Here is a 23,947-nt window from a genome sequence, read left to right on the forward strand (position 1 = left end):
CTGGTCAACTCCCATCACGGCGGCGGCAGCGTCGCGGCGTCATGTGGAAAGTGAAGCGTAATGGATAAGGCCCGCATTCTGGTCCTGGCAATTGCAGGCTGCGCCGGCCTTGCGGCGCTTTATTTGGCGAGCGGAAGCGACGACAAGCCGGCGGCTCCTCCGCCAGTTGCGCAGCTGCCGACCGTCGACATCCTGGTCGCGCGCTCCGACATCGGCCTCGGCCAGGCAGTGAAGGCCGAAGACCTGCAGTGGCAGACCTGGCCGGCGGCGACCGCCAGCGCCAGCTTCATGCGCAAGGACAGCCACGCCGACGCCATCAAGGACGTCACCGGCTCGATCGCGCGCGCCCCGTTCATCCAGGGCGAGCCGATCCGCGAGCAGAAGCTCGTCAAGGCCGACGGAAGCGGCTTCATGGCCGCGATCCTGCCGACGGGCATGCGGGCGGTATCGACCGAAATCTCTCCCGAGACCGGTGCCGGCGGCTTCATCCTGCCGAATGACCGGGTCGACGTCCTGCTGTCGAAGCGGGACAAGAATCCCGACCGCAACGGCGCCGACATCGTCAATTCCGAGGTCATCCTGACCAATATCCGCGTCCTTGCGATCGACCAGGCGCCGAAGGAGAAGGACGGCACCAACGCACTGATCGGCAAGACAGTGACGCTGGAGCTGAAGCCTGACCAGACCGAGACGCTGGCGCGGGCGCGCCAGAGCGGCGTCCTGTCGCTGGCGCTGCGCAGCATCGCCGATAACAACGGGACCGACGTCAGGATCGAGGACAACCACCAGAGACGCGGTGAGACGATCAACGTCATCCGCTTTGGCGTTGCCAACCAGGCAACGATGCAGAAGTGACCATGAGGACACAGGTGATGAAGGGCGGGGCAACTCAACGGACGATGCGGGCCTTCATGGTCCGCGCATTGTCGTTCTCGGCCGTCGCGGCGCTCACGCTCAACCCGGCACTGACGCCGGTGGTGGCGGGCGACTACCGCGCCGCTCCCGCCGCGGCCGACGGCCAGATGAATGCCCGCTTCCTCTCACTCGGCGTCGGCAAATCGGTGGTGATCGATCTGCCGAGGGACATCAAGGACGTGCTGGTCGCCGATCCCAAGATCGCCAATGCCGTGGTCCGCTCGGCGCAACGCGCCTACATCATCGGCGCGACGGTCGGCCAGACCAACATCGTGTTCTTCGACGCCGCCGGCCAGCAGATCGCGGCCTATGACATCGCGGTCAAGCGCGACCTCAACGGCGTGCGCGCGGCCCTGCGCGCAGCGCTGCCGAACGCCGATATCCAGATCGAGGGTGTCGGCGAGGGCGTCATGCTGACCGGAAGCGCGGCGAGCCCGATCGAAGCGCAGCAGGCCGGCGAGATCGCCACGCGGCTGGTCGGCAGCGCCGACAAGGTTGTGAACTCCATCACGGTTCGCGGCCGCGACCAGGTGATGCTGAAGGTGACGGTCGCCGAAGTCTCGCGCAGCCTGATCAAGCAGCTCGGCATCGACCTCACCGCGAACCTCAACTACGGCACCACCGTGGTGAAGTTCACCAACAACAACCCGTTCACGGCGAACAACGCACCGCTGGTGCCCGGCAACGCCCTCACCACTTCGTTCGGCGCGGCCCCATCGGTGTCGGCGACGCTCCGCGCCATGGAAAGCGCAGGCGTGGTGCGGACACTCGCCGAGCCGAACCTGACCGCGATCTCCGGCGAATCGGCGACCTTCATCTCGGGCGGCGAGTTTCCAATTCCGACCGGCGTGACCTGTCAGACGACGACGGGAGGCGCGATCGGGAATTGCGTTCAGACCGTCAGCTTCAAGAAGTTCGGCATTTCGCTCAACTTCACGCCCGTGGTGCTGACTGAGGGACGGATCAGCCTGCGCGTGATGACGGAAGTGTCGGAAGTCTCGACCGAGAATTCGCTGACCGGCGGCGCCGGCGGAACGACGATCCCCTCGATCAAGACCCGGCGCGCCGAGACCACGCTGGAAATTCCTTCGGGCGGCTCGATGGCGATGGCCGGCCTGATCCAGGACCAGACCAAGCAGGCGATCAACGGCCTTCCCGGGCTGGCGTCGCTGCCGGTGCTCGGAACGCTGTTCCGCAGCCGGGACTTCGTCAACAACCAGACCGAAATGATGGTGCTGGTGACGCCCTATGTCGTTCGCGCGGTGGCGCAGAAGGACCTGTCGCGTCCGGATGACGGCTTCGCCAACGCGTCCGACCCGCAGGCCGACCTGCTCGGCAGCATCAATCGCGTCTACGGCGTGCCCGGCCGCACCGAGCCGGCGCGGAATTACCGCGGCACTTACGGCTTCATTACGGACTGAGGCGGACGATGACACAGACCACATCCAGGACATCCGCCGGTTACCAGCGCGGCATCGTTCTCGCCGGAGCGCTCGTCAGCCTCGCGATGACGCTCGGCGCCTGCCAGCACGCCGCCGACAACAGTTTCGCGATGGTGAACGCACCGGCCGACTATCGCCAGCGCCATCCGATCGCGGTCACCGAGGCTGATCGCTCGATCGTGGTCTTCGTCGGCCGCAGCCGCGGCGGCCTGACTGCGGAGCAGCGCGCCGAGGTGACGGGGATGGCGCAGGACTGGATGCGCGAGGGGACCGGCGCCGTCACCATCGACGTTCCCGCCGACACGCCGAACGCACGGACCGCCCAGGAATCGCTGCGCGAGATCCAGGCCACGTTCACCGCCGCCGGCGTGCCGCCGCGCGGGATCCTCGTTCGCAAATACCATCCCGAGGATCCGCGCCAGATGCCCGCGATCCGCGTGAACTATCCAAAGATGAAAGCGGTCGCCGGGCCGTGCGGTCTCTGGCCGGAAGATCTCGGCCCGTCGATCCACAACGGGTCCTACATCGAGAACAAGCAGTACTACAATTTCGGCTGCGCCAATCAGCGCAACCTCGCAGCCATGGTCGAAGACCCGACCGACCTCGTGCAGCCGCGCGCGGAGACCCCTGCCTATACGTCGCGTCGCAACATCGCCTTCGACAAGTATCGCAAGGGCACCACCACCGCCACGAGTTATCCCGAGTCCGACAGGGCCAAGCTAAGCGACACAGGAAAATGATCACCTACGCGCAGCAAAACTCCGAAGAGCAGACGGACGCCCCGCCGCAGGCCGTGGACGACCATATTGCTCCGGCGCCACGGGTTTCGGTCCAGGCGTTCTGCGAAACGGTCGAGACCGCTGCCGCCGTGCAGTCGGCGGGCGAGGATCGCCGGCTGGCCAAGGCTCACCTCAAGATCCAGATGGGCGGCATGGCGGCCGCCATCGAGGCCTATCGCTCGGCGCCGACGCCCAATGTCATCATCCTCGAGACCGAGGGCCGCGGCGACATCCTGGCCGGCCTCGATCAGCTCGCAACGGTGTGCGACGCCGGCACCCGCGTGGTCGTGATCGGCCGCGTCAACGACGTGACGCTGTATCGCGAGCTGGTGCGCCGCGGCGTCAGCGATTACGTGATCGCGCCGGCCCATGCGATCGACGTGGTGCGCGCGGTCTGTAACCTGTTCTCGGCACCGGAAGCCAAGGCGGTCGGCCGCATCGTCGCCGTTGTCGGTGCCAAGGGCGGTGTCGGCGCCTCGACCATCGCCCACAATGTCGCCTGGGCGATTGCCCGCGACCTGGCGCTCGACTCCGTGGTCGCCGACCTCGACCTCGCTTTCGGCACCGCCGGCCTCAACTACAACCAGGATCCCGCGCAGGGCATCGCCGACGCCGTGTTCTCGCCGGACCGCGTCGATACCGCCTTCGTCGACCGCCTGCTGTCGAAATGCACCGACCATCTGAGCCTGCTGGCGGCGCCGGCGACACTGGACAAGGTCTACGATTTCGGCGCCGAGGCATTCGATGCGATCTTCGATACGCTGCGGACCACGATGCCCTGCATCGTGCTCGACGTGCCGCATCAATGGTCCGGCTGGACCAAGCGCGCATTGATCGCGGCCGACGACATCCTGATCGTGGCGGCGCCCGACCTCGCCAATCTGCGCAATGCCAAGAACATGTTCGACCTGCTGAAGGCCTCGCGGCCCAACGACCGCGCGCCGCTGTACTGCCTGAACCAGGTCGGCGTGCCGAAGCGTCCCGAGATCGCGGCCGGCGAGTTCGCCAAGGCGATCGAAAGCCAGCCGATCGCCGCCATCCCGTTCGATCCGCAGATCTTCGGTTCGGCGGCCAACAACGGCCAGATGATCGCCGAGATTTCCGCCAACCACCGCGCGGTCGAGATGTTTCTGCAGATGGCGCAGCGGCTGACAGGCCGCGGCGAGACCAAGAAGCCGAGGGGGTCCTTCCTGTCGCCCCTGCTCGAAAAGCTGCGGTCCAAATAGTGGTCCGCGTGGAGTCAAGACGTCGTGTTTGGTAAGCGTAGCGGAAACGATGGGGACGTGCGGGCACCCAAGCCCGCGTTTCAGGCGCCGGAGCCAGCCGGCGCGCCGGCGATGTCGCGCGAGTCCGTCGCACCGGCGATCTCGTCGCCGCCGCTGGCACCCAGCAAGCCACCGCCTGCCCCCGCCGTCGAAGCCCGCCGCTCCGACAACTACTACCAGGTCAAGGCGACGATCTTCGGCGCCCTGATCGAGGCGATCGACCTTGCCCAGCTCGCCAAGCTGGACAGCGAATCGGCGCGCGAGGAAATCCGCGACATCGTCAACGAGATCATCGCGATCAAGAACATCGTGATGTCGATCGCCGAGCAGGAGGAGTTGCTCGACGACATCTGCAACGACGTGCTCGGCTACGGCCCGCTGGAGCCGCTGCTGTCGCGCGACGACATCGCCGACATCATGGTCAACGGCGCAGGCACCGTGTTCATCGAAGTCGCCGGCAAGATCCAGCGCACCGGCATCCGCTTTCGCGACAACCAGCAGCTGCTCAACATCTGCCAGCGCATCGTCAGCCAGGTCGGCCGGCGCGTCGACGAATCCTCGCCGATCTGCGACGCCCGCCTCGCCGACGGTTCGCGCGTCAACGCCATCGTGCCGCCGCTGGCGATCGACGGGCCCGCGCTCACCATCCGCAAATTCAAGAAGGACAAGCTGACGCTGGAGCAGCTCGTCAAGTTCGGCGCGATCACCCCCGAAGGGGCGACCATCCTGCAGATCATCGGCCGCGTCCGCTGCAACGTGATCATTTCCGGCGGCACCGGCTCGGGCAAGACCACGCTGCTGAACTGCCTGACCAACTATATCGAGCACGACGAACGCATCATCACCTGCGAAGACGCCGCCGAGCTTCAGCTGCAGCAGCCGCATGTGGTGCGGCTGGAAACCCGGCCGCCGAACATCGAGGGCGAGGGCCAGGTGACGATGCGCGAACTGGTCCGCAACTGCCTGCGTATGCGCCCGGAGCGCATCATCGTCGGCGAAGTCCGCGGACCCGAAGCGTTCGATCTGTTGCAGGCCATGAACACCGGCCACGACGGCTCGATGGGCACGCTGCACGCCAACAATCCGCGCGAAGCACTGTCGCGCTGCGAATCCATGATCACCATGGGCGGCTTCTCGCTTCCGTCACGCACCATTCGCGAGATGATCTGCGCCTCGGTCGACATCATCGTGCAAGCGGCGCGCCTGCGCGACGGTTCGCGCCGCATCACGCACATCACCGAGGTGATGGGCATGGAAGGCGACACCATCATCACCCAGGATATCTTCCTCTACGACGTGGTCGGGGAAGACGCCAACGGCAAGATCATCGGCAAGCACCGCTCGACCGGCATCGGCCGGCCGCGCTTCTGGGAGCGTGCGCGCTACTACAATGAAGAGAAGCGGCTTGCGGCGGCGCTGGACGCTTCCGACGCCCCGGCGCCGGTCTAGGGGAACGCAGGATGCAGGCGCAAACTCTGGCTCTCGCCTTCCTCGCCGCCACGACGGTCGGCGGCATCGCTTGGGTCTTCCTGTACCCCTACCTTTCGGGGGAGAAGAAGGCCGAGTCGCGGCGCGCGTCGGTGGCGCGCAGCGAACCCACGACGACACGAAACGCCGACCGCACGCAACGCTCCCGCCGCGAGCAGGTAGAGGGATCGCTGAAGGAGCTCGAGGCGCGTCGGCAGAAGGACAAGAAAGTCCCGCTCGGCGTGCGCATCTCGCAGGCCGGACTGGAGTGGTCGGAGCAGAAATTCTGGATGATCTCCGGCGCCCTTGGCCTGTTCGGGTTCGGCGTGGCCTTCATGGTTGGCGGAGGCCTGCTCGGCGCGGCCGGCATCGGCTTTGCCATGGGTCTCGGCCTGCCGCGCTGGGTGCTCGGCTTCCTGAAGAAGCGGCGGGAAAAGGCGTTCCTGAAGTCGCTGCCTGACGCCGTCGACGTCATCGTGCGCGGCATCAAGGCCGGCCTGCCGCTGTTCGAATCGCTCAAGGCGGTCGTCAACGACGCGCCGGAGCCGCTGCGCAGCGAATTTCTCGCCATCATCGAGACCCAGGCGATCGGCATGCCGCTCGGCGAAGCCTGTGCCCGGCTCTACGAGCGGATGCCGCTGCCGGAGGCCAACTTCTTCGGCATCGTGATCGCGATCCAGCAGAAGTCCGGCGGCAATTTGTCGGAAGCGCTCGGCAACCTGTCGCGGGTGCTGCGCGACCGCAAGAAGATGGCCGAGAAGATCCAGGCGATGTCGATGGAAGCGAAGGCCTCCGCCGCCATCATCGGCTCGCTGCCGCCGATCGTGATGATCCTCGTGTTCCTGACGACGCCGGACTACATCGCCCTGCTGTGGACCAATTCGATGGGCCAGCTCATGCTGGTGGCCTGCGCGATCTGGATGTCGATGGGCGTGCTGGTGATGAAGAAGATGATCAACTTCGATTTCTGACGGTGCAGCATGATTGATATTCTGGTCGCCAAGCTCCACGACGTCAGGTTCATGACCATGCTGCTTGCCTTCTTCGCGGCAAGCGCGACGGTCTACACGCTGGTGATGCCGCTGCTCGCCGGCGGCGATCTCAACAAGCGCATGAAGGCGGTCGCCAGCGAGCGCGAGCGCCTGCGGCAGCGCGAGCGCGACCGTCTCTCCAAGTCGGAAAAGGTGACGCTGCGCCAGACGCCGAAGCAGGCCGTCTCCAAGATGGTGGATGACCTGAACCTCACCAAATGGCTGGCCCAGGAAGCGGCGATCGAGAAGCTGGTGATGGCGGGCTATCGCGGCCACGCTCCGTATGTCTATTTCCTGGCAGCGCGGGCGGTCACGCCGATCCTGATGCTGATCGGCGCGATCATCTATACGTTCTTCATTGCCGGCGCGAACTGGTCGCTCACGCTCAAGATCGGCATTTGCGTCGGCGCGGCCTATGCCGGCCTGCAGGCGCCGATGCTGTTCCTGAAGAACGCGATCTCCAAGCGCCAGCTCCAGATCAAGCGCGCGTTCCCGGATTCGCTCGACCTGCTGCTGATCTGCATCGAGTCGGGCATGTCGGTCGAGGTCGCGTTCCGGAAAGTGGCCAACGAGATCGCCGGGCAATCGGTCGCGCTGTCGGAGGAGTTTGCGCTGACGACCGCGGAACTGTCCTATTTGCAGGATCGCAAGACCGCCTACGAGAACCTGGCGCGCCGCACCGGCCTCGAAGGCGTGAAGTCGGTGTGCATGGCCTTGCAGCAGTCCGAACGCTACGGCACGCCGCTCGGCCAGAGCCTCCGCGTGATGGCGCAGGAAAACCGCGACATGCGGATGAACGAGGCCGAGAAGAAGGCCGCGGCACTGCCGCCCAAGCTGACGGTACCGATGATCCTGTTCTTCCTGCCCTGCCTGTTCATCGTGATCCTCGGCCCGTCCTACATCAAGATCGCCACGATGCATTGAGTTGCCTCGCCTGCGCCGGCTGCCTCTCTCCTTCCCTCTGAAAGGGGGAAGGCCGGGATGGGAGTCAGCCGCAGACACCGCTCCTCGTGGAGAGATGATCCCCACCCGCTTTGCTCTCACGAGCAAAGCGACCTCCCCTTTTCAAGGGGCGGTGGAGCTGCCGCGTTTGGTTTAGTCGTCCTTGGCGACGACCGGCGCCGCACGCGACGCGGTCCGCGGGCCGTCCTTGCGGTTCAGCATGTCGCGGAGATAAGCGACGTTGGCCGCGGCCTCATCCGACGGCAGGTCGGCCTTGACGATCGTTTCCGCCTCCGCGAAGCGGCCCTGCAGGCCGACGACCAGCGCAAGGTTCTGCCGGATCCGGGTGTCGGCGCGAGCGCTGGCGTAGGCCTGGCGCAGCGTCTCTTCCGCTTTCGGCAAATCCTTGGTCAGCATGTAGGACAAGCCGAGATTGGACAGCACCGACGGCTCGTCCGGAGCCAGCCTGAGCGCACTGGCGTAATAGCGCCGCGCCTCCTCGTGCCGGTTCATCTTGTCGAGCGTGGTGCCCTGCACGGACAGGATCCGCCAGTCCGGATTGTCCGGGCTGTGCGCGCGGCTCAGCACGTCGAATGCAGCCTGCGAATTGCCGTTGTCGGCCAGCGCGCGGCCATAGGCGGCGAGCAGCGCCTTGTTGCCGGGGTTGGCGATCGTGGCCTGCTCGAGCACGGCGCAGGCCTGCGAGCGCTGGCCGGTCATGCGCAGGGCCTGGCCGTAGGCGACCGCGGCAGCGACATCCTTGGGATTCTTGCGATAGCGCTCGCCATAGGCCTCGACGGCCCGGCGCGGATCATCGGGCGTGGGATCGGACCGCGACGTGATCGATCCCGCCACGTCGGACATGGTCTGGCAACCGCCAAGCCCTGCGGCCAGGACCGCCAGAAGGGCTGCGAAAGCAAGATGCCGGGTCAGATTGGACTGTCGACACATGGCACTGTGACTCACGAAATCGGGCGAACGGTTCCAGCCGAGCGTGCCAGCAATAGACTGTTAACCCTAACGTCTGGTTAACTGGCGGCGCCGGCAGCCGACGCTCCGGTTCCGGCCTGCACGGCGCGTGAACCGTTGGCGCGCTACCATCCGTGGCGAAAGGCGTGTAGTAGCCCACCAACGACGCCAGAACCGAGAGCCGCATGCCATCCGTGTTCGAGACCGCCACGACCGCCGCCACGCCGATCACCTTCGTCACCAAGGCGACATGGGATGCGATTCAGGGCGAGCTGCCGGCGCCGGCGCGCCAGTTCGCGGCGGCCAATGGCTTCGTGGCCAAGGCGGGAAAATTGCTCGTCCTGCCGGCGGCAGACGGCGGCATCGCGCAGGTGCTGTTCGGTCTCGAGGACGACGACCACAAGGCGCGCGATCCGTTCCGGCCCGGCGCCCTGCCCGGCCTGCTGCCGCCCGGCGTCTACCGCTTCGCCAATGCGCCGCACGACACCAGACTTGCCGCGCTCGCCTTCGCGCTCGGCTGCTATCGCTTCGGCCGGTATCGCACCAACAAGGCTCCCGAAGTCCGGCTGGTGCCGCCCGACGGCGTCGACACGGCGGAGATCACCCGGATGGCGGATGCCGCGGCGCTGGCGCGCGATCTCATCAACACGCCGTCCAACGACATGGGACCGGCCGAGCTCGCTGAGGTGGCGCGCGACCTCGCGACGCGGTTCGGCGCTGCCTTCAATTGCATCGACGGCGACGAGCTCGCCCAGAACTTCCCGCTGATCCACGCCGTCGGCATGGCGTCGACGCGGTCGCCGCGATTGATCGAGCTGAGCTGGGGCGACCCCGCCCATCCGAAGGTGACGCTGGTCGGCAAGGGTGTCTGCTTCGACACCGGCGGGCTCGATCTCAAGCCTTCGAGCGGCATGCTCATCATGAAGAAGGACATGGGCGGCGCCGCCAACGTGCTGGCGCTGGCCCAGATGGTGATGGACGCGAAGCTCAAGCTGCGGCTGCGCGTGCTGATCCCGGCGGTCGAGAACGCAGTTGCCGGCAACTCGTTCCGCCCGCTCGACATCTTCAAGTCGCGCAAGGGCATCACCGTCGAGATCGGCAACACCGACGCCGAAGGGCGGCTGGTGCTCGCCGACGCGCTAGCGCTCGCCGACGAGGAGACGCCCGATCTTTTGGTCGATCTGGGCACGCTGACCGGCGCCGCGCGGGTGGCGCTGGGCCCGGATCTGCCGCCGTTCTACACCAATGACGAGGCGCTCGCCGGCGACGTCGCATCTTGTGCGAAGAGCGAGAACGACCCGCTCTGGCGGATGCCGCTGTGGCCGGCCTACGACGCCTGGCTCGACTCCAAGACCGCCGACATCACCAACGCACCGTCAGGCGGTTTCGCGGGCTCGATCACCTGCGCGCTGTTCCTGCAGCGCTTCGTCGAGCACGCGAGGAGCTGGCTGCACGTCGACATCTACGGCTGGACGCCGTCGGCAAAGCCCGGCCGTCCCGAAGGCGGCGAGTGCCAGGCGGCGCGCGCGATCTACAAATTGCTGAGCCAGCGCTATGCATGACCCCCGTGTGACACCGGCCCGCGACGACCTCGCGGCGAAATATCTCGAGGGCAAGGTCCAGGCGTTGCGCTTCGTCGAAGGCGAAGTGCTCGAGGTCGGCGACGCCATCGCGCCGCTACGCCAGGCGCCGGCGAGCGATGCCGAACAGATGACGCAGGCGCTCCGGGGCGAGCGCGTCACGGTGTACGATCGCAACGGCGAAGGCTGGGCCTGGGGCCAGCTCGCCGATGACGGCTATGTCGGCTGGATTCCCAAGGCCGCGCTGGCCAAGCCCGGCGCCGCCCCGACGCACAAGGTCACGGCGCTGCGCACGCTGGCGTATCCGGGCCCGTCGATCAAGCTGCCGCCGGTCGAGGCACTGGCGATGGGGACAAAGCTCGCCATCGTCCGCGAGGACGGTGCGTTCGCGGTGACTCGCGAGGGCTGGCACCTGCCACGCCGGCATCTCGCGCCGCTCGACACGATGGCAGGCGATTTCGTCGCGATCGCCGAGCAATTCGTCGGCACACCGTATCTATGGGGCGGCAAGTCGAGTCTCGGGATCGATTGCTCAGGCCTGGTGCAGATCGCGCTGACCGCCGCCGGCACCGGCTGCCCGCGCGACAGCGACATGCAGCAGGAAGGCCTCGGCCGCGAATTGACGGCGGCGGAATCCAAGCAGCTGCAGCGCGGCGACCTGATCTTCTGGAAGGGCCATGTCGCCATCGTGCGCGACGCGACCACGATCGTGCACGCCAACGCGCATCACATGGCAACGGTGGTGGAGAACACGCAGGCCGCGATCGCGAGGATCAGAGCGGCCGGCAGCGAAGTCCTGGCGATCAAGCGGCTTTAGCCCATCTTGTAGGATGGGTAGAGCGAAGCGAAACCCATCAAGCTGCTACCGCGCGGAAAAAAATGATGGGTTTCGCTGCGCTCTACCCATCCTACGAAGCTCGTTACGTCGCCACCGCCCCGTCGCCGGCCGCTTCGATGCGGAACGCGGCGGCGAACAGCGCGCGGGTGTAGTCGCTCTTCGGATTCTTGAACAGCTCAGAGGCCGGTCCCTCCTCCTCCACCTTGCCCGATTTCATCACGATCAGATGGCTCGCCAGCGAGGCGACCACGCGCAGATCGTGCGAGATGAACATGTAGGTGAGATCGCGCTTGCGCTGCAGGTCGCGCAACAGGTCGACCATCTGAGCCTGCAGCAGCATGTCGAGCGCGCTGGTCGGCTCGTCCAGCACGACGAAGTTCGGCTCCAGCACGACCGCGCGCGCGATCGAGATGCGCTGGCGCTGGCCGCCGGAGAATTCGTGCGGATAGCGGAAGCGCCAGTCCGGATCGAGCCCGACATCCTTCAATGCCTTGATCACCCGCGCCTCGCGCTCCTCGCGCGACAGCTGCTTCTGGTGCACCTCAAGGCCCTCGGCAATGATGTCGGCCACCGACATGCGCGGGCTGAGCGAGCCGAACGGGTCCTGGAACACGATCTGCATGTCGCGGCGGAACGGCCGCATCTGCTTGAAGCGCAGGCCCTGGATGTCGTTGCCGAGGAAAACGATCGGACCATCGGACGAAATCAGCCGGAGCAGCGCGAGCCCGAGTGTGGTCTTGCCGGAGCCGGATTCGCCGACCACGCCGAGCGTCTCGCCCTTGCGCACCGCGAGGCTGACGCCATCGACCGCCTTGATGTGGCCGACGGTCGAGCGCAACAGCCCGCGCTTGATCGGAAACCAGACCTTGAGATTGTCCGCCGACATCACGACCGCTGCGCCCGGCTGCGGCGGCGCCGGATCGGGCTTCGGCTCGGCCGCGAGCAGCGCCTGGGTATAGGCGTGCTTCGGCGCGGTGAAGACCTGCTCGACCGGCCCCTGCTCGACGATCTTGCCGTTGTTCATCACGCAGACCGTGTCGGCGATGCGGCGGACGATGCCGAGGTCGTGGGTGATGAACAACAGGCTCATGCCGAGCCGCGCGCGGATCTCGGCCAGCAGCGCCAGGATCTGCGCCTGCACGGTGACGTCGAGCGCGGTGGTCGGCTCGTCCGCGATCAAAAGATCGGGCTCGTTGGCGAGCGCCATCGCGATCATCACGCGCTGGCGCTGGCCGCCGGACAATTGATGCGGATAGCTCTTGAGCCGGGTCTCCGGCTCGGGGATGCCGACCTGGCCCAATAGCTCCAGCGTCCGCGCCCGCGCCGCCGCGCCACTGACGCCCCTGTGCAGGGACAGGATCTCGCCGATCTGGGTCTCGATGGTCTGGAGCGGATTGAGCGAGGTCATCGGCTCCTGGAAGATGATCGAGATGTCGTTGCCGCGAACCTCGCGCATCTGCTGATCGGACGCGGTCAGGAGGTCGCGGCCGCGGAAGCGGATCGCGCCTGAGGGATGCGAGGCCGTCGGATAGGGCAGCAGCTTCAGCACCGACAGCGCGCTGACGGATTTTCCCGAGCCGGATTCGCCGACCAGCGCGACGCACTCGCCGCGCTTGATCGAGAACGAGATGCCGTCGACCGCAAGCGAGCGGCCGAAGGCGACCGAGAGGTCGCGGACATCGAGCAAAGGCTGGTTGATCGCGTCCATGCCTCAGCCCTTCGAGAACGTCTTGCGTGGATCGAAGGCGTCGCGCGCGGCTTCGCCGATGAAGATCAGCAGCGACAGCATGATCGCGACCGAGAAGAAGCCGGTGAGGCCGAGCCACGGCGCCTGCACGTTGGCCTTGCCCTGCGACAGCAACTCGCCGAGCGAGGGCGAGCCGGGCGGCAGGCCGAAGCCGAGGAAATCCAGCGCCGTCAGCGTCATCACCGAGGACGAGACGATGAAGGGCAGGAAGGTCATGGTCGCGACCATCGCGTTCGGCAGCAGATGGCGGAACATGATCACGCCGTTGGAGACGCCAAGCGCGCGCGCCGCCTGGATGTATTCGAAATTGCGGCCGCGCAGGAACTCGGCGCGCACCAGCCCGACCAGCGAGACCCAGGAGAATAGCAGGAGGATGCCGAGCAGGATGAAGAAGCCCGGCGGCAGCACCGCCGAGATGATCAGCAGCAGATAGAGCGAGGGGATCGCGGTCCAGATCTCGATCAGCCGCTGGAAGATGAGATCGGTCCAGCCGCCGAAATAGCCCTGCACGCCGCCCGCGGCGATGCCGATGATCGAGGACAGGATGGTCAGCGTCAGGCCGAACAGCACCGAGATGCGGAAGCCGTAGATCAGCCGCGCGACCACGTCGCGGCCCTGATCGTCGGTGCCGAGCCAGTTGTATTCGAGGTCGCGGCAGCCGGTCAGGCCCTTGCGCTTGACCACGTCCTTGCACTGCTCTTCGGTCAAGAGCCAGGTCGGCTTCGACGGCACCGCCGTCGGCGGGTCGAGGTTGCGGCTGTCGTAGGAGTAGCGGATCGGCGGCCAGATCATGCTGCCGCCCTTGGCGGCGATCTGCTTCTGCAGGTAGGGATCGCGATAATCGGCCGCGGTCTCGAAGTCGCCTCCGAAGGTGGTCTCGGCATAGGTGAACACCACCGGCCAGTAGAGACGGCCGTCATATTTGACGACCAGCGGCTTGTCGTTGGCGATGAAATTGGCAAACAGCGACGCCACGAACAGCACGAGGAAGATCCAGAACGACCAGTAGCCGCGGCGATTGGCCTTGAAGTTCTGCCAGCGTCGCTTGTTCAGCGGCGACGGCGAAAAGGCGTGGTGCGTGGCGGGCACCGTTTCGCCGAGCGGCGATTGCGTCGTGGTCTCGACCGGCTGGGGCGCGAGCATCGTCATCAGACCTCCCGCGCTTCGAAGTCGATCCTGGGATCGATCCACATATAGGCGAGATCGGAGAGCAGATTGACCACCAGTCCGACCAGCGAGAAGATGAACAACGTCCCGAACACCACCGGATAGTCGCGGTTCAACACGCTCTCGAAGCCAAGCAGGCCGAGCCCGTCGAGCGAGAAGATGGTTTCGATCAAGAGCGAGCCGGAGAAGAACGCGTGAATGAACGCGCCCGGGAAGCCTGCGATCACGATCAGCATGGCGTTGCGGAAGATGTGGCCGTACAGCACCTGGCGCTCGCTGCAACCCTTGGCGCGCGCGGTCATCACATATTGCTTGCGTATCTCGTCGAGAAACGAATTCTTGGTCAGCAGGGTCATGGTGGCGAAGGCGCCGAGCGCCATCGACACCAGCGGCAGCGTCAGGTGCCAGAAATAGTCGATAATCTTCCAGTACCAGGGGAATTGCGACCAGCCGTCCGAGGTCAGGCCGCGCAGCGGGAAGATGTTGAGGAACGAGCCGCCGGCAAACAGCACGATCAGGAGGATCGCGAACAGGAAGCCCGGGATCGCAAAGCCGATGATGATCACCGCCGAGGTCCAGGTATCGAACCGCGAGCCGTCCTGCACCGCCTTGCGGATGCCGAGCGGGATCGAGATAAGATAGGTCAGCAGCGTCATCCAGATGCCGAGCGACATCGAGACCGGCAGCTTCTCCTTGATCAACTGCAGCACGCTGACACTGCGGAAATAGCTGTTGCCGAAATCGAACCGCGCGAAATTCCAGACCATCAACGCGAACCGCTCGGGCGCCGGCTTGTCGAAGCCGAACTGCACCTCGAGCTTCTTGATGAAATCCGGGTCGAGCCCCTGCGCGCCGCGGTATTTCGAATTGATGGCCGCGCCTGCGCCCGCGCCCTGGCCGCGCTGCGCGCCGAAATCGCCGCCGCCTCCCGACACGCGCGATGTGCCGCCGGTGTCGGCGCCGTTGATCTGCGCGATGACGCGCTCGACCGGACCGCCGGGAGCAAACTGCACGACCACGAAGGAGACGAACAGGATGCCAAGCAGCGTCGGCAGCATCAGGAAGATACGTCGGGCGATATAGGCGCTCATCGGCTACTTCGCCTGCTCGAGCTTCGCGGCCTTGGCCGCATCATACCACCAGTTCTCCGGGGCGCCGACGCCCGCATATTTCGCCGGCTTCTCCGGATGCCCGAACTGGTCCCAATAGGCGACACGGTGCTTGTTAGAATACCATTGTGGCACCCAATAGCGGCCGGCACGGAAGACGCGATCGAGCGCGCGGCAGGCAAAGGTTAAGTCCGCCCGCGTCTCGGCAGCGATAGCTTTTTCGATCAATGCGTCGATCGCCGGGTTGGCAACGCCCGCCAGATTGTAGGAGCCCTTGGTGGTCGCAGCCTGGGACGAGAAGTAAGGCCTCAGGCTGTCACCCGGCGTCGCCGACATGGATATACGCTGGGTCGTCACCTCAAAATCGAAAGCCTCAACACGCGCACGATACTGCACTGCGTCGATCTGCCTGATGTTGGCATCGATGCCAAGCGGCTTGAGATTCTTGATGAAGCTGGCGTGATGCGGCTGGAAAGTCGGCTCATCTAGCAGGAACTCGATCGTAAGCGGGTCGCCGTTAGGCAATCGCCGCTTGCCATCCTTGACGACGCATCCTGCATCGTTGAGCAACTGCGTCGCCTTTCGCAGCAGTGCGCGGTCCTGTCCCGATCCATCCGACACCGGCGGCACAAAGGGCTCGCCGAACACCTCATCCGGCACTTGGCCGCGGAATGGTTCGAGCAGTTTCAATTCCTCGGGCGAAGGTAGTCCACTAGCCACCATGTCCGAATTCTGGAAAGGCGAGACGCTGCGCGCGTAAGCGTCGTACATGATGGTCTTGTTGGTCCATTCGAAATCGAAGGCATAGATTAGCGCTTCGCGAACGCGCGGGTCTTTGAACTTGTCGAGACGGGTGTTAATGAACCAACCCTGCCCACCGGACGGTGTTTCGTCCGGCAATGTCTCGCGCTTGACCCGCCCGTCCTTGATAGCCGGGAAATCGTACCGCGTCGCCCAGACACGGGACGTGAATTCCTCGCGAAACAGATAATTTTTGCCTGTGAAGCCTTCGAACGCGACATCGCGATCACGGTAGAACTCGTAGCGCACGGTGTCGAAATTGTAACTGCCGCGATTGACCGGCAAGTCGGCTGCCCACCAATCCTTGAGGCGGTTATACTCGACGTAACGATTGACCTCGAACTTGCCGACCATGTACGGCCCGGAGCCGAGCGGAACTTCGAGCGTGGACTCATCAAACTGCCGCTTCGCGTAATAGGCCTTCGAGAAGATCGGCAGACCCGCAACATAAAGCGGCACGTCGCGCGCGCGATTAGGCGCGAAGGTCACGATCACGGTGCCGTCGTCGGGCGCCTCGGCCTTCACGAAATCGCGCAGTTGCACCACGATCAACGGATGCCCCTTCTCCTTCAGCGTATTGAGCGAGAACGCGACATCCTGCGCAGTCAGCTTCGAGCCGTCGTGAAAGCGAGCCTCGGGCCGCATCGTGAAGCGGTAGGTGAGCTTGTCGGGAGAAATCGAGACCGATCTTGCGGCCAGGCCGTACATCGCGTCAGGCTCATCACCCGCGCGTGCCATCAACGAATCGAAGGTCATCTCCATGCCCTTCGCGCCTTCACCCTTGAGGATGAACGCGTTGAACGAACTGAACGTAAAGAAGGACTGGTTGTAGGCACGGGTCGAAGGGATCATTGAGAACGCCCCGCCCTTCGGCGCCTTCGGATTGACGTAGTCGAAGATCTTGAAATCCGCCGGATATTTCAGGTCGCCGAACACCGACATGCCGTGCATCTCGGTTCCGTTGTCGGCCACCGCCGGCGCAGCACGCAAGCCTGCAGCACTCAACGCACCGATGCCGAGGCCGAGTGCGTGCCGACGGGAGAATAGCGCCATGCGCGAATCCTTGAGTTTTATGAACGCTTGAGCTTGGCCGCCTTGTCGGCGTCGTACCACCAAAGATTTGGGAATCCCGAAACAGCGTATTTCGGCAGCGGGTCGGGATGGCTGAAGCGATCCCAATAGACATAGCGCTGCTTGTCGTAATTGAAGTGTGGAACAAGATAGAAGTTCCAGAGCAAAACCCGATCCAGCGCCTTCGCGGCGGCGACCTGATCGGCGCGGCTGGTGGCGAAGATGATGCGTTCGATGATGGCATCGACCGCCGGATTCTTGATGCCGGGAAGATTGTTCGAGCCGGGCCGGTCGGCCGCCTGCGAACCGAAATTGTCGCGCTGCTCGTTGCCGGGCGAGATCGATTGTCCCCAGACCTGGGTCACCATCTCGAAATCGAAATCGCGCACCCGGTTCTGATACTGCACCGTGTCGACCGCGCGCAGATTAACGGTGATGCCGAGGCGCTCCAGGCTCGGCTTGTAGAACAGTGCGATCCGCTCCATGCCGGAATCGCCACTGTTGCCGAGGATCTCGACCGTGAACGGCTGGCCTGAGGAATCCACCAGTTTGCGGTCGCGGATCTCGAAGCCGGCTTCCTTCAACAGCCGCGTCGCCTCGCGCAGATTGGCGCGCACGTTTTCCGGCGTGCCTCCGACCGGATCCTTGTAGGGCGTCGTGAAGACTTCCGGCGGCACCTTGTCGCGTAGCGTCTCCAGGATCTCGAGCTCCTTGCCCTCCGGCAGGCCGGTCGCCATCAAATCGGGGATGCCGTCGAAATAGCTTGAATCGCGATGATAGTCGCCGGTCGAAAGCACGCGGTTCATCTCTTCGAAATCGAACGCACAGTTGAAGGCGCGGCGCAGTCTGGGGTCGGCGAATTTCGGGCGCCTCAGGTTGAACACCCAGCCCTGCATCCGGCCTTGATTGCGGACGGTGAAGAGCTCCTTGAGCAGCCGTTTCTCACGCACCGGCGGAACGTCGTAGGCCGACGCCCACTCCTTCGCGCTGCGCTCGCCGTACCAATCGAACTGGTCGGCCTTCAGCGCCTCGCGCGCGACGGTGTCGTCGCGGAAATATTCGTAGCGCAGCTCGTCGAAATTGTTCTGTCCGATCGCGATCGGAATATCCTTGCCCCAGTAGTCCTTGACGCGCTCGAGCACCACCGATCGTCCGGCAACGAACTCCTTGATCCGGTAGGGACCCGAGCCAAGCGGCGGCTCCAGCGTGCTCGCGGTGATGTCACGCTTCTTGCCCTGCGCGTCGGTGCCTTCCCACCAATGCTTGGGCAGGATGACGAGCTGACCGGTGATCATCGGCAGCTCGCGGTTGCCCGGGCTGTCGAAGGTGAACTTGATGTCGCGATCGCCGACCTTCTCGGCCTTTTCGATGTGCCGGTAGTAGGCGCTGAACATCGGGCTGTTCGCCTTCCACGCCTCGAACGAGAAGATCACGTCCTCCGGCGTGACCGGCTTGCCGTCGTGCCAGCGTGAGCCGGGCCGCAGGCGGTAGATCACGTAGGAGAAATCGTCGGGGAAGGCTGCCGCCTCGGCGAGTTCGCCGTAATACGTATCGGGCTCGTCGAGCGAGGCCTCCATCAGCGAATCGTAGATGCGGGTGACGGAAGAGGCGACCGTGCCCTTCAACCCCGCAACGACCAGGTTGAAGCTGTCATAGGTGCCGGGCTGGAACAGCCGCACCACGCCGCCCTTCGGCGCGTCCGGCTTGACATAGTCGTAGCGCTTGAAGTCGGCGGGATATTTGATTTCGCCGTAGGTCGAGAGGCCGTGCCGCCATTTCAGCCCGTTGGGGGCTTCGTCGGCGAAGGCCGGCGTGATCGCCGACAGGCCGGGGGTGAGTCCGAGCGCCGGAGCCATTGCCGCCAGTGCGCTGCCTTGAAGGAGGTGTCGTCGGGTGATCGCCAAATTCGGTCTTCCTGCTTGCGGCCCCGCTTACATGGGACCCAATATAAGGCAACGGTTCGACAAATTACGTTGCTTTTTCCTCATGATATTGGCCCGGGAACAATATCGGTGCGGCGAAACGTCCCGATAACAACCCCGCGACAGCGGATTCCCCATGCGAAAACGGCCAGGCATTGCCTGGCCGTTTCATCCACATGCTTGCGCGAAGCAAATCGTTACTTCGAGGCGGTCGGGAGCGGAGCCGGGTGCTCCGAGTTCGAATTCAGATAGGCGATGATGTCGGCGCGCTCGCTGTCCTTCGGCACGCCGGCAAAGCCCATCGCGGTGCCCGGGATGAAGCCTTTAGGGTTGGTCAGGAACTTGTTGAGGTCGTCGAACGACCATTCGCCGCCCTTGCCCTTCATCGCGGCCGAGAAATTGAAGCCACGGCCCTCGCCCTTCTTCTCGCCGACGACGCCGAACAGGTTCGGACCGACGCGGTTGGGACCGCCCTTCTCGAAGGTGTGGCAGGCCTGGCACTTCTTGGCGGCCGCCGCGCCCTTCTCGACGGAAGCGGTCTGCAGCAGCTTCTCGATCGGCTCGGATGCGGCCGCAGCGGCCTCGCCGCCACCGCCATGGGACTCTTCCTTCACAGCGATCTCAAAACCCGGCTTCTCCGGCAGCTTCGGCGCGAATTTCGCGCTGGCGGCAAAGCTCATCACCAGGACGACGATGCAGGTGCCGAGAACCGCACCGAGGATTTTGTTGAGTTCGAAGGAGTCCATTTTGGGTCAGGCTCCGGGCCTTGAATGTCGACTTCAGGCCGGGAATACGGCCGCGGGGAAAGACCTGGGAATCGGCCTTATCGCACCGCCCCAAGCAGGGTTGAGATATCGGTTTGCCCGCGCTCTGGCAACCCGTATAAACGCGCCGAATTCAACCTCCTCCCCGGCAATTTCCGCAGGCCGGACGGGCTCCGACACGAATGACCCAACCCCGTACCCTGGTGCTGATTCCGGCCCGCATGGCCGCCACTCGCCTTCCGGGAAAGCCGCTGCTCGAGATCGCCGGCGTGCCGATGATCGTCCATGTGCTGCGGCGGGCCGAGGCGGCGGGCATCGGCCGGGTTGCGGTTGCGACCGACACGGCCGAGATCGCTGCAGCGGTGAAGGCTGCGGGCGGCGAGGTCGTAATGACCCGTCCCGACCATCCGTCCGGCTCGGACCGGATTTATGAAGCGATGACGACCCTCGACCCCGACGGCCATGCCGAGATCGTGGTCAATCTGCAGGGCGATTTCCCGACCATCAGCCCCGAGACCATCCGCAGCGTGATGCCGGCGCTCGACGATCCCGCAGTCGACATCTCGACCCTGGCCTCGCGCATCCATACCGAGGAGGAGGATCAGGCCCCCAGCGTCGTCAAGGCAGTCGGCTCGCCGATCGGGCCGAACCGGTTGCGCGCGCTGTATTTCACCCGCGCCACCGCGCCTTATGGCGACGGGCCGCGCTACCATCATATCGGCCTCTACGCCTACCGCCGCGCCGCGCTGGAGCGGTTCGTGGCGCTGCCGCCCTCGCCGCTGGAGCAGCAGGAAAAGCTCGAGCAACTCCGCGCGCTGGAGGCCGGGATGCGGATCGACGTCACCATCGTCGATACCGTCCCGCGCGGCGTCGACACCCCGGCCGATCTCGAAACCGCCCGCAGAATACTTTCCAACGCCTGACCGGCTGGTAAAAGGCCACCCATGACCAAGAAGCTGAAAATCGCGTTCCAGGGCGAGCCTGGCGCCAATTCCCATATCGCGATCGTCGAGGCCTATCCCGACGCCGAGCCGATGCCCTGCCCGACCTTCGAGGACGCGCTGGCCGCGATTTCCTCGGGCGAGGCCGATCTCGGCATGATCCCGATCGAGAATTCGGTCGCCGGCCGCGTCGCCGACATCCACCATCTGTTGCCCGCTTCGGGCCTGTTCATCGTCGGCGAATGGTTCTTGCCGATCCGCCATCAGCTGATGGCGATCAAGGGCACCAAGCTCGCCGACATCAAGAGCGTGGAGAGCCATGTCCACGCGCTCGGCCAGTGCCGCCGCGTCATCCGCAAGCTCGGCATCAAGCCGATCGTCGCCGCCGACACCGCCGGCAGCGCCCGCGACATCTCCGAGCGCGGCGACAAGAGCGTGGCGGCGATCGCCTCCCGCCTCGCCGCCGACATCTACGGTCTCGACATTCTCGCCGAGGACATCGAGGACGAGGCCCACAACACCACCCGCTTCGTGGTGCTGGCGCGCGAGGCCAAGTGGGCCACGCAGGGTTCGGGGCCGCTGGTCACGACTTTCGTTTTCCGGGTGCGCAATTTGCCCGCCGCGCTGTACAAGGCGCTGGGCGGCTTTGCCACCAACGGCGTCAACATGACCAAGCTCGAAAGCTACATGGTCGACGGCAATTTCTTCGCCACGCAATTCTATGCCGATGTCGACGGTCACCCCGATGAGCGCGGCCTCGCGTTCGCGATCGAGGAATTGAAATTCTTCTCGCGCGAATTCCGCATCGTCGGCGTCTATCCCGGCCATCCGTTCCGCGCGACTTTCAGCGAGACGCAGGATTGACGCAGTCATTCCGCCGCCGTCTTCGCAAGCCCGAACGCCTCGGCGAGCAGGCTGTACGACTTCTTCCGCGCGGCATGGTCGTAGACCGCTGATATCACCATCAGCTCGTCGGCCTGGGTCGCCGCGATCAGCGGCTCCAGCTTCGTCATCACGGTTGCGGGGCTGCCGACGAAGAGGCGGGCGCGGTTGCGCTTGATCGAGGCGCGCTCGGCGTCGGTATAGGGATAGGCCTCTGCCTCCTCGACGCTCGGCAGCGGCAGATACTGGCCGCGGTCGCGGCGCAGCCGGTTGAGATCCATCGACAGCGCAAGCCGCTCGGCTCCAGCGTCGGTCTCCGCCGCAACAACCGCAACCGCCAGAATCGCCTGCGGCGTCGCACGCCAGCCCGACGGCTTGAAATGCGCGCGGTAGTTCGTCATCGCCGCAATTGCATCGTGAGTGGCAAAATGATGCGCGAATGCAAAGCCCATCCCGACCTGGGCCGCGAGTTCGGCGGAATAGTCGCTCGAGCCGAGCAACCAGATCGGCGGCAGCGGCGAATCATCCGGCATCGCCACCACATTGTTGTAGGGATGGCCGGGCGGGAAATCGCGCGTCTCCCACAAGGTCAGCTCGTGCAGCCGCTCGAGGAAATCATCGCCTTCGCGGCGATCGAGCCGGCTGCGCAGTGCGTAGGCGGTGGCGCCGTCGGTGCCGGGCGCGCGGCCGAGGCCGAGATCGATGCGGCCGGGAAACAGCGCCTCCAGCATCTTGAAGCGCTCGGCGACGACCAGCGGCGCGTGGTTGGGCAGCATCACGCCGCCGGAACCGACACGGATATGCTCCGTCACCGCCGCGATCTGCCCGATCATCAGATCAGGCGCCGGGCTCGCGACTGAAGCGAGGTTGTGGTGCTCGGCGAGCCAGTAGCGGACGTAGCCAAGGCCATCGACATGGCGCGCCAGATCGATGCTGTTGCGGAGCGCAGCGGCCGGCCTGGTGCCGGTGGTGACGACGGACAGGTCGAGGACGGAGAGCGGAATCATGGCCGTCAACCTAGTGTGGCGCCACGAGGCGACAAAGGCCCCGGCCGCGCAGACCAGTCCCGCGGCGGAACGCCGGCGCCGGCAGCCGTCGGCTTTGGGACGATACGCAATGATTCATCATTGTACCACGCTACCCACAATCGATTTCGCTCTCCAATCAATTGCAAGCCATTTCCTTTATTTATATTTTTCAATACGTTAATTTCATTTTCGGCGAAGTCGGCGACTGCCCACCGAACGTTCCAGATAGTCAATTTTTGCCGAATCTGCGCCACGAATGGGCAATTTCCCATATCCGATGGGCTGTTTGATCCGACGCGTTTGGCTTATCTTGGGGCCTTCATATCCAGGCCGGATGTCTGCCCTCCAGTTGCGGAGCCTTTGCGTATCATGACCGAGACCATTTCCTCCGTGCCGAACGCACCACGTGCGCCCAAAGCGCCGAAAATCTCCTTCGAGTTCTTCCCGCCGAAGACCGAGGAGATGGAGCGCAATCTCTGGGAGACCATCAATCGCCTGGCGCCGCTGACGCCGAACTTCGTCTCGGTCACCTACGGCGCCGGCGGCTCGACCCGCGAGCGCACCCATTCGACCATCACCCGCATCCTGCGCGAGACCGATCTGCTGCCGGCCGCGCATCTGACCTGCGTCAGCGCCTCGCGCGGCGAGATCGACGACATCGTCGACCGCTATCATGAGGTCGGCGTCCGTCACATCGTCGCGCTGCGCGGCGATCCGCCCGGCGGCATCGGCACGCCCTACTTCACCCATCCGGACGGCTACCAGAGTTCGGCCGAACTCGTCACCGGGATCAAGAGGCGCCACGCCGACATCGAGATTTCGGTGTCCGCCTATCCCGAGAAGCATCCGGAAGCGAAGGATTTCGACGCCGACATCGACACGCTGAAGGCCAAGGTCGACGCCGGCGCGACGCGCGCGATCACCCAGGTGTTCTTCGACAACGACCTCTACCACCGCTATGTCGACCGGGTGCGCGCGCGCGGCATCGAGATTCCGATCGTGCCGGGCATCATGCCGATGCACAATTTCAAGCAGGCGCGCAATTTCGTGACGCGCGCCGGCACCAGCGTGCCGGACTGGCTCGCCGAGAAGTTCGAGGGCCTCGACAACGACGCCGAGACTCGCAAGCTGGTTGCCGCCACCGTCGCCGCCGGCCAGGTGCAGAAGCTGTTCAAGCACGGCGTCGACACCTTCCACTTCTACACCATGAACCGCGCGGACCTCGTGTTCGCGATCAGCCACCTGCTCGGCATCCGGCCGAACGGTGCCCAGAAAGCTGCCTGACAC

The 23,947-nt window shown here is 65.0% G+C and carries 20 protein-coding genes; 12 read left to right on the plus strand and 8 right to left on the minus strand.

Features of this window, described 5'->3' with window-relative positions; genetic code table 11:
- Positions 1–60 precede the first annotated feature (60 nt).
- Genes cpaB through J2R80_RS02195 form a run of 7 tightly spaced genes read left to right on the plus strand, consistent with a single transcriptional unit; the run spans position 61 to position 7,823 of the window.
- Positions 61–855 (plus strand): Flp pilus assembly protein CpaB, encoded by a 795-nt coding sequence (gene cpaB, locus J2R80_RS02165; protein ID WP_076824885.1) that lies wholly within the window; start codon positions 61–63, stop codon positions 853–855.
- Between the two features lie 2 nt (positions 856–857).
- The gene (locus tag J2R80_RS02170; RefSeq protein ID WP_141341582.1) at positions 858–2,336 is read left to right on the plus strand and encodes a type II and III secretion system protein family protein; all 1,479 of its coding nucleotides are present in this window, start codon (positions 858–860) and stop codon (positions 2,334–2,336) included.
- Between the two features lie 8 nt (positions 2,337–2,344).
- On the plus strand, positions 2,345–3,097 hold the full coding sequence (locus tag J2R80_RS02175) for a CpaD family pilus assembly protein (RefSeq protein WP_076824881.1): 753 nt from the start codon (positions 2,345–2,347) through the stop codon (positions 3,095–3,097).
- The gene (locus J2R80_RS02180) at positions 3,094–4,362 is read left to right on the plus strand and encodes an AAA family ATPase (protein ID WP_018269598.1); all 1,269 of its coding nucleotides are present in this window, start codon (positions 3,094–3,096) and stop codon (positions 4,360–4,362) included. The genes J2R80_RS02175 and J2R80_RS02180 overlap by 4 nt, the downstream gene beginning before the upstream one ends.
- Before the next feature lie 24 nt (positions 4,363–4,386).
- Positions 4,387–5,850, plus strand: a complete 1,464-nt coding sequence (locus J2R80_RS02185; protein ID WP_057016114.1) for a CpaF family protein — start codon at positions 4,387–4,389, stop codon at positions 5,848–5,850.
- 11 nt (positions 5,851–5,861) lie between these two features.
- The gene (locus J2R80_RS02190; protein WP_057016113.1) at positions 5,862–6,839 is read left to right on the plus strand and encodes a type II secretion system F family protein; all 978 of its coding nucleotides are present in this window, start codon (positions 5,862–5,864) and stop codon (positions 6,837–6,839) included.
- A gap of 9 nt (positions 6,840–6,848) precedes the next feature.
- The gene (locus J2R80_RS02195; protein WP_038387579.1) at positions 6,849–7,823 is read left to right on the plus strand and encodes a type II secretion system F family protein; all 975 of its coding nucleotides are present in this window, start codon (positions 6,849–6,851) and stop codon (positions 7,821–7,823) included.
- Between the two features lie 171 nt (positions 7,824–7,994).
- Here J2R80_RS02195 and J2R80_RS02200 read toward each other — a convergent pair whose 3' ends face one another.
- Complete coding sequence (locus J2R80_RS02200) at positions 7,995–8,792, minus strand: tetratricopeptide repeat protein (protein WP_076824879.1); 798 nt, start codon at positions 8,790–8,792, stop codon at positions 7,995–7,997.
- A 203-nt stretch (positions 8,793–8,995) separates the two neighbouring features.
- Between J2R80_RS02200 and J2R80_RS02205 the strand changes: the two genes are divergently transcribed.
- Positions 8,996–10,372 (plus strand): M17 family metallopeptidase, encoded by a 1,377-nt coding sequence (locus J2R80_RS02205; protein WP_076824877.1) that lies wholly within the window; start codon positions 8,996–8,998, stop codon positions 10,370–10,372.
- Entirely contained in the window at positions 10,365–11,207 is an 843-nt protein-coding gene (locus J2R80_RS02210) for a C40 family peptidase (RefSeq protein ID WP_076824875.1), read from the plus strand. Before J2R80_RS02205 ends, J2R80_RS02210 begins: the two co-directional genes overlap by 8 nt.
- 103 nt (positions 11,208–11,310) lie before the next feature.
- Here the strand turns inward: J2R80_RS02210 and J2R80_RS02215 are convergent, their stop codons facing one another.
- From J2R80_RS02215 to J2R80_RS02240, 6 genes are all read right to left on the minus strand, one after another.
- Positions 11,311–12,936 carry an ABC transporter ATP-binding protein gene (locus J2R80_RS02215; RefSeq protein ID WP_076824873.1) on the minus strand — a complete coding sequence of 542 codons (1,626 nt, stop codon included), beginning with the start codon at positions 12,934–12,936 and terminating at the stop codon, positions 11,311–11,313.
- A gap of 3 nt (positions 12,937–12,939) precedes the next feature.
- Positions 12,940–14,124, minus strand: a complete 1,185-nt coding sequence (locus J2R80_RS02220; protein WP_057016108.1) for an ABC transporter permease — start codon at positions 14,122–14,124, stop codon at positions 12,940–12,942.
- Positions 14,124–15,233, minus strand: a complete 1,110-nt coding sequence (locus J2R80_RS02225; RefSeq protein WP_057016107.1) for a microcin C ABC transporter permease YejB — start codon at positions 15,231–15,233, stop codon at positions 14,124–14,126. Before J2R80_RS02225 ends, J2R80_RS02220 begins: the two co-directional genes overlap by 1 nt.
- A gap of 3 nt (positions 15,234–15,236) precedes the next feature.
- On the minus strand, positions 15,237–17,105 hold the full coding sequence (locus tag J2R80_RS02230; protein WP_076824871.1) for an extracellular solute-binding protein: 1,869 nt from the start codon (positions 17,103–17,105) through the stop codon (positions 15,237–15,239).
- A 17-nt stretch (positions 17,106–17,122) separates the two neighbouring features.
- Positions 17,123–18,979, minus strand: a complete 1,857-nt coding sequence (locus tag J2R80_RS02235; RefSeq protein WP_076824869.1) for an extracellular solute-binding protein — start codon at positions 18,977–18,979, stop codon at positions 17,123–17,125.
- Positions 18,980–19,242: 263 nt separating this feature from the next.
- A complete protein-coding gene (locus J2R80_RS02240) occupies positions 19,243–19,791 on the minus strand; it encodes a cytochrome c family protein (protein ID WP_028342300.1) in 549 nt (182 codons plus the stop codon).
- 200 nt (positions 19,792–19,991) lie between these two features.
- Between J2R80_RS02240 and J2R80_RS02245 the strand changes: the two genes are divergently transcribed.
- Positions 19,992–20,732: a 3-deoxy-manno-octulosonate cytidylyltransferase gene (locus J2R80_RS02245; protein ID WP_076824867.1), complete on the plus strand. Its 741-nt coding sequence runs from the start codon at positions 19,992–19,994 to the stop codon at positions 20,730–20,732.
- 21 nt (positions 20,733–20,753) lie between these two features.
- Positions 20,754–21,614 (plus strand): prephenate dehydratase, encoded by an 861-nt coding sequence (locus J2R80_RS02250; RefSeq protein WP_076824865.1) that lies wholly within the window; start codon positions 20,754–20,756, stop codon positions 21,612–21,614.
- 5 nt (positions 21,615–21,619) lie between these two features.
- On the opposite strand, the gene J2R80_RS02255 is transcribed toward J2R80_RS02250, so the two are convergent.
- Entirely contained in the window at positions 21,620–22,639 is a 1,020-nt protein-coding gene (locus J2R80_RS02255) for an LLM class flavin-dependent oxidoreductase (protein WP_253637914.1), read from the minus strand.
- A gap of 390 nt (positions 22,640–23,029) precedes the next feature.
- Between J2R80_RS02255 and metF the strand changes: the two genes are divergently transcribed.
- Positions 23,030–23,944, plus strand: coding sequence for a methylenetetrahydrofolate reductase [NAD(P)H] (metF, locus tag J2R80_RS02260; protein WP_057016102.1), 915 nt, complete (start codon positions 23,030–23,032; stop codon positions 23,942–23,944).
- Positions 23,945–23,947 lie beyond the last annotated feature (3 nt).

Origin of the sequence: Bradyrhizobium sp. USDA 4541 (assembly GCF_024171085.1) — a bacterium.
Taxonomy (GTDB): domain Bacteria; phylum Pseudomonadota; class Alphaproteobacteria; order Rhizobiales; family Xanthobacteraceae; genus Bradyrhizobium; species Bradyrhizobium australafricanum.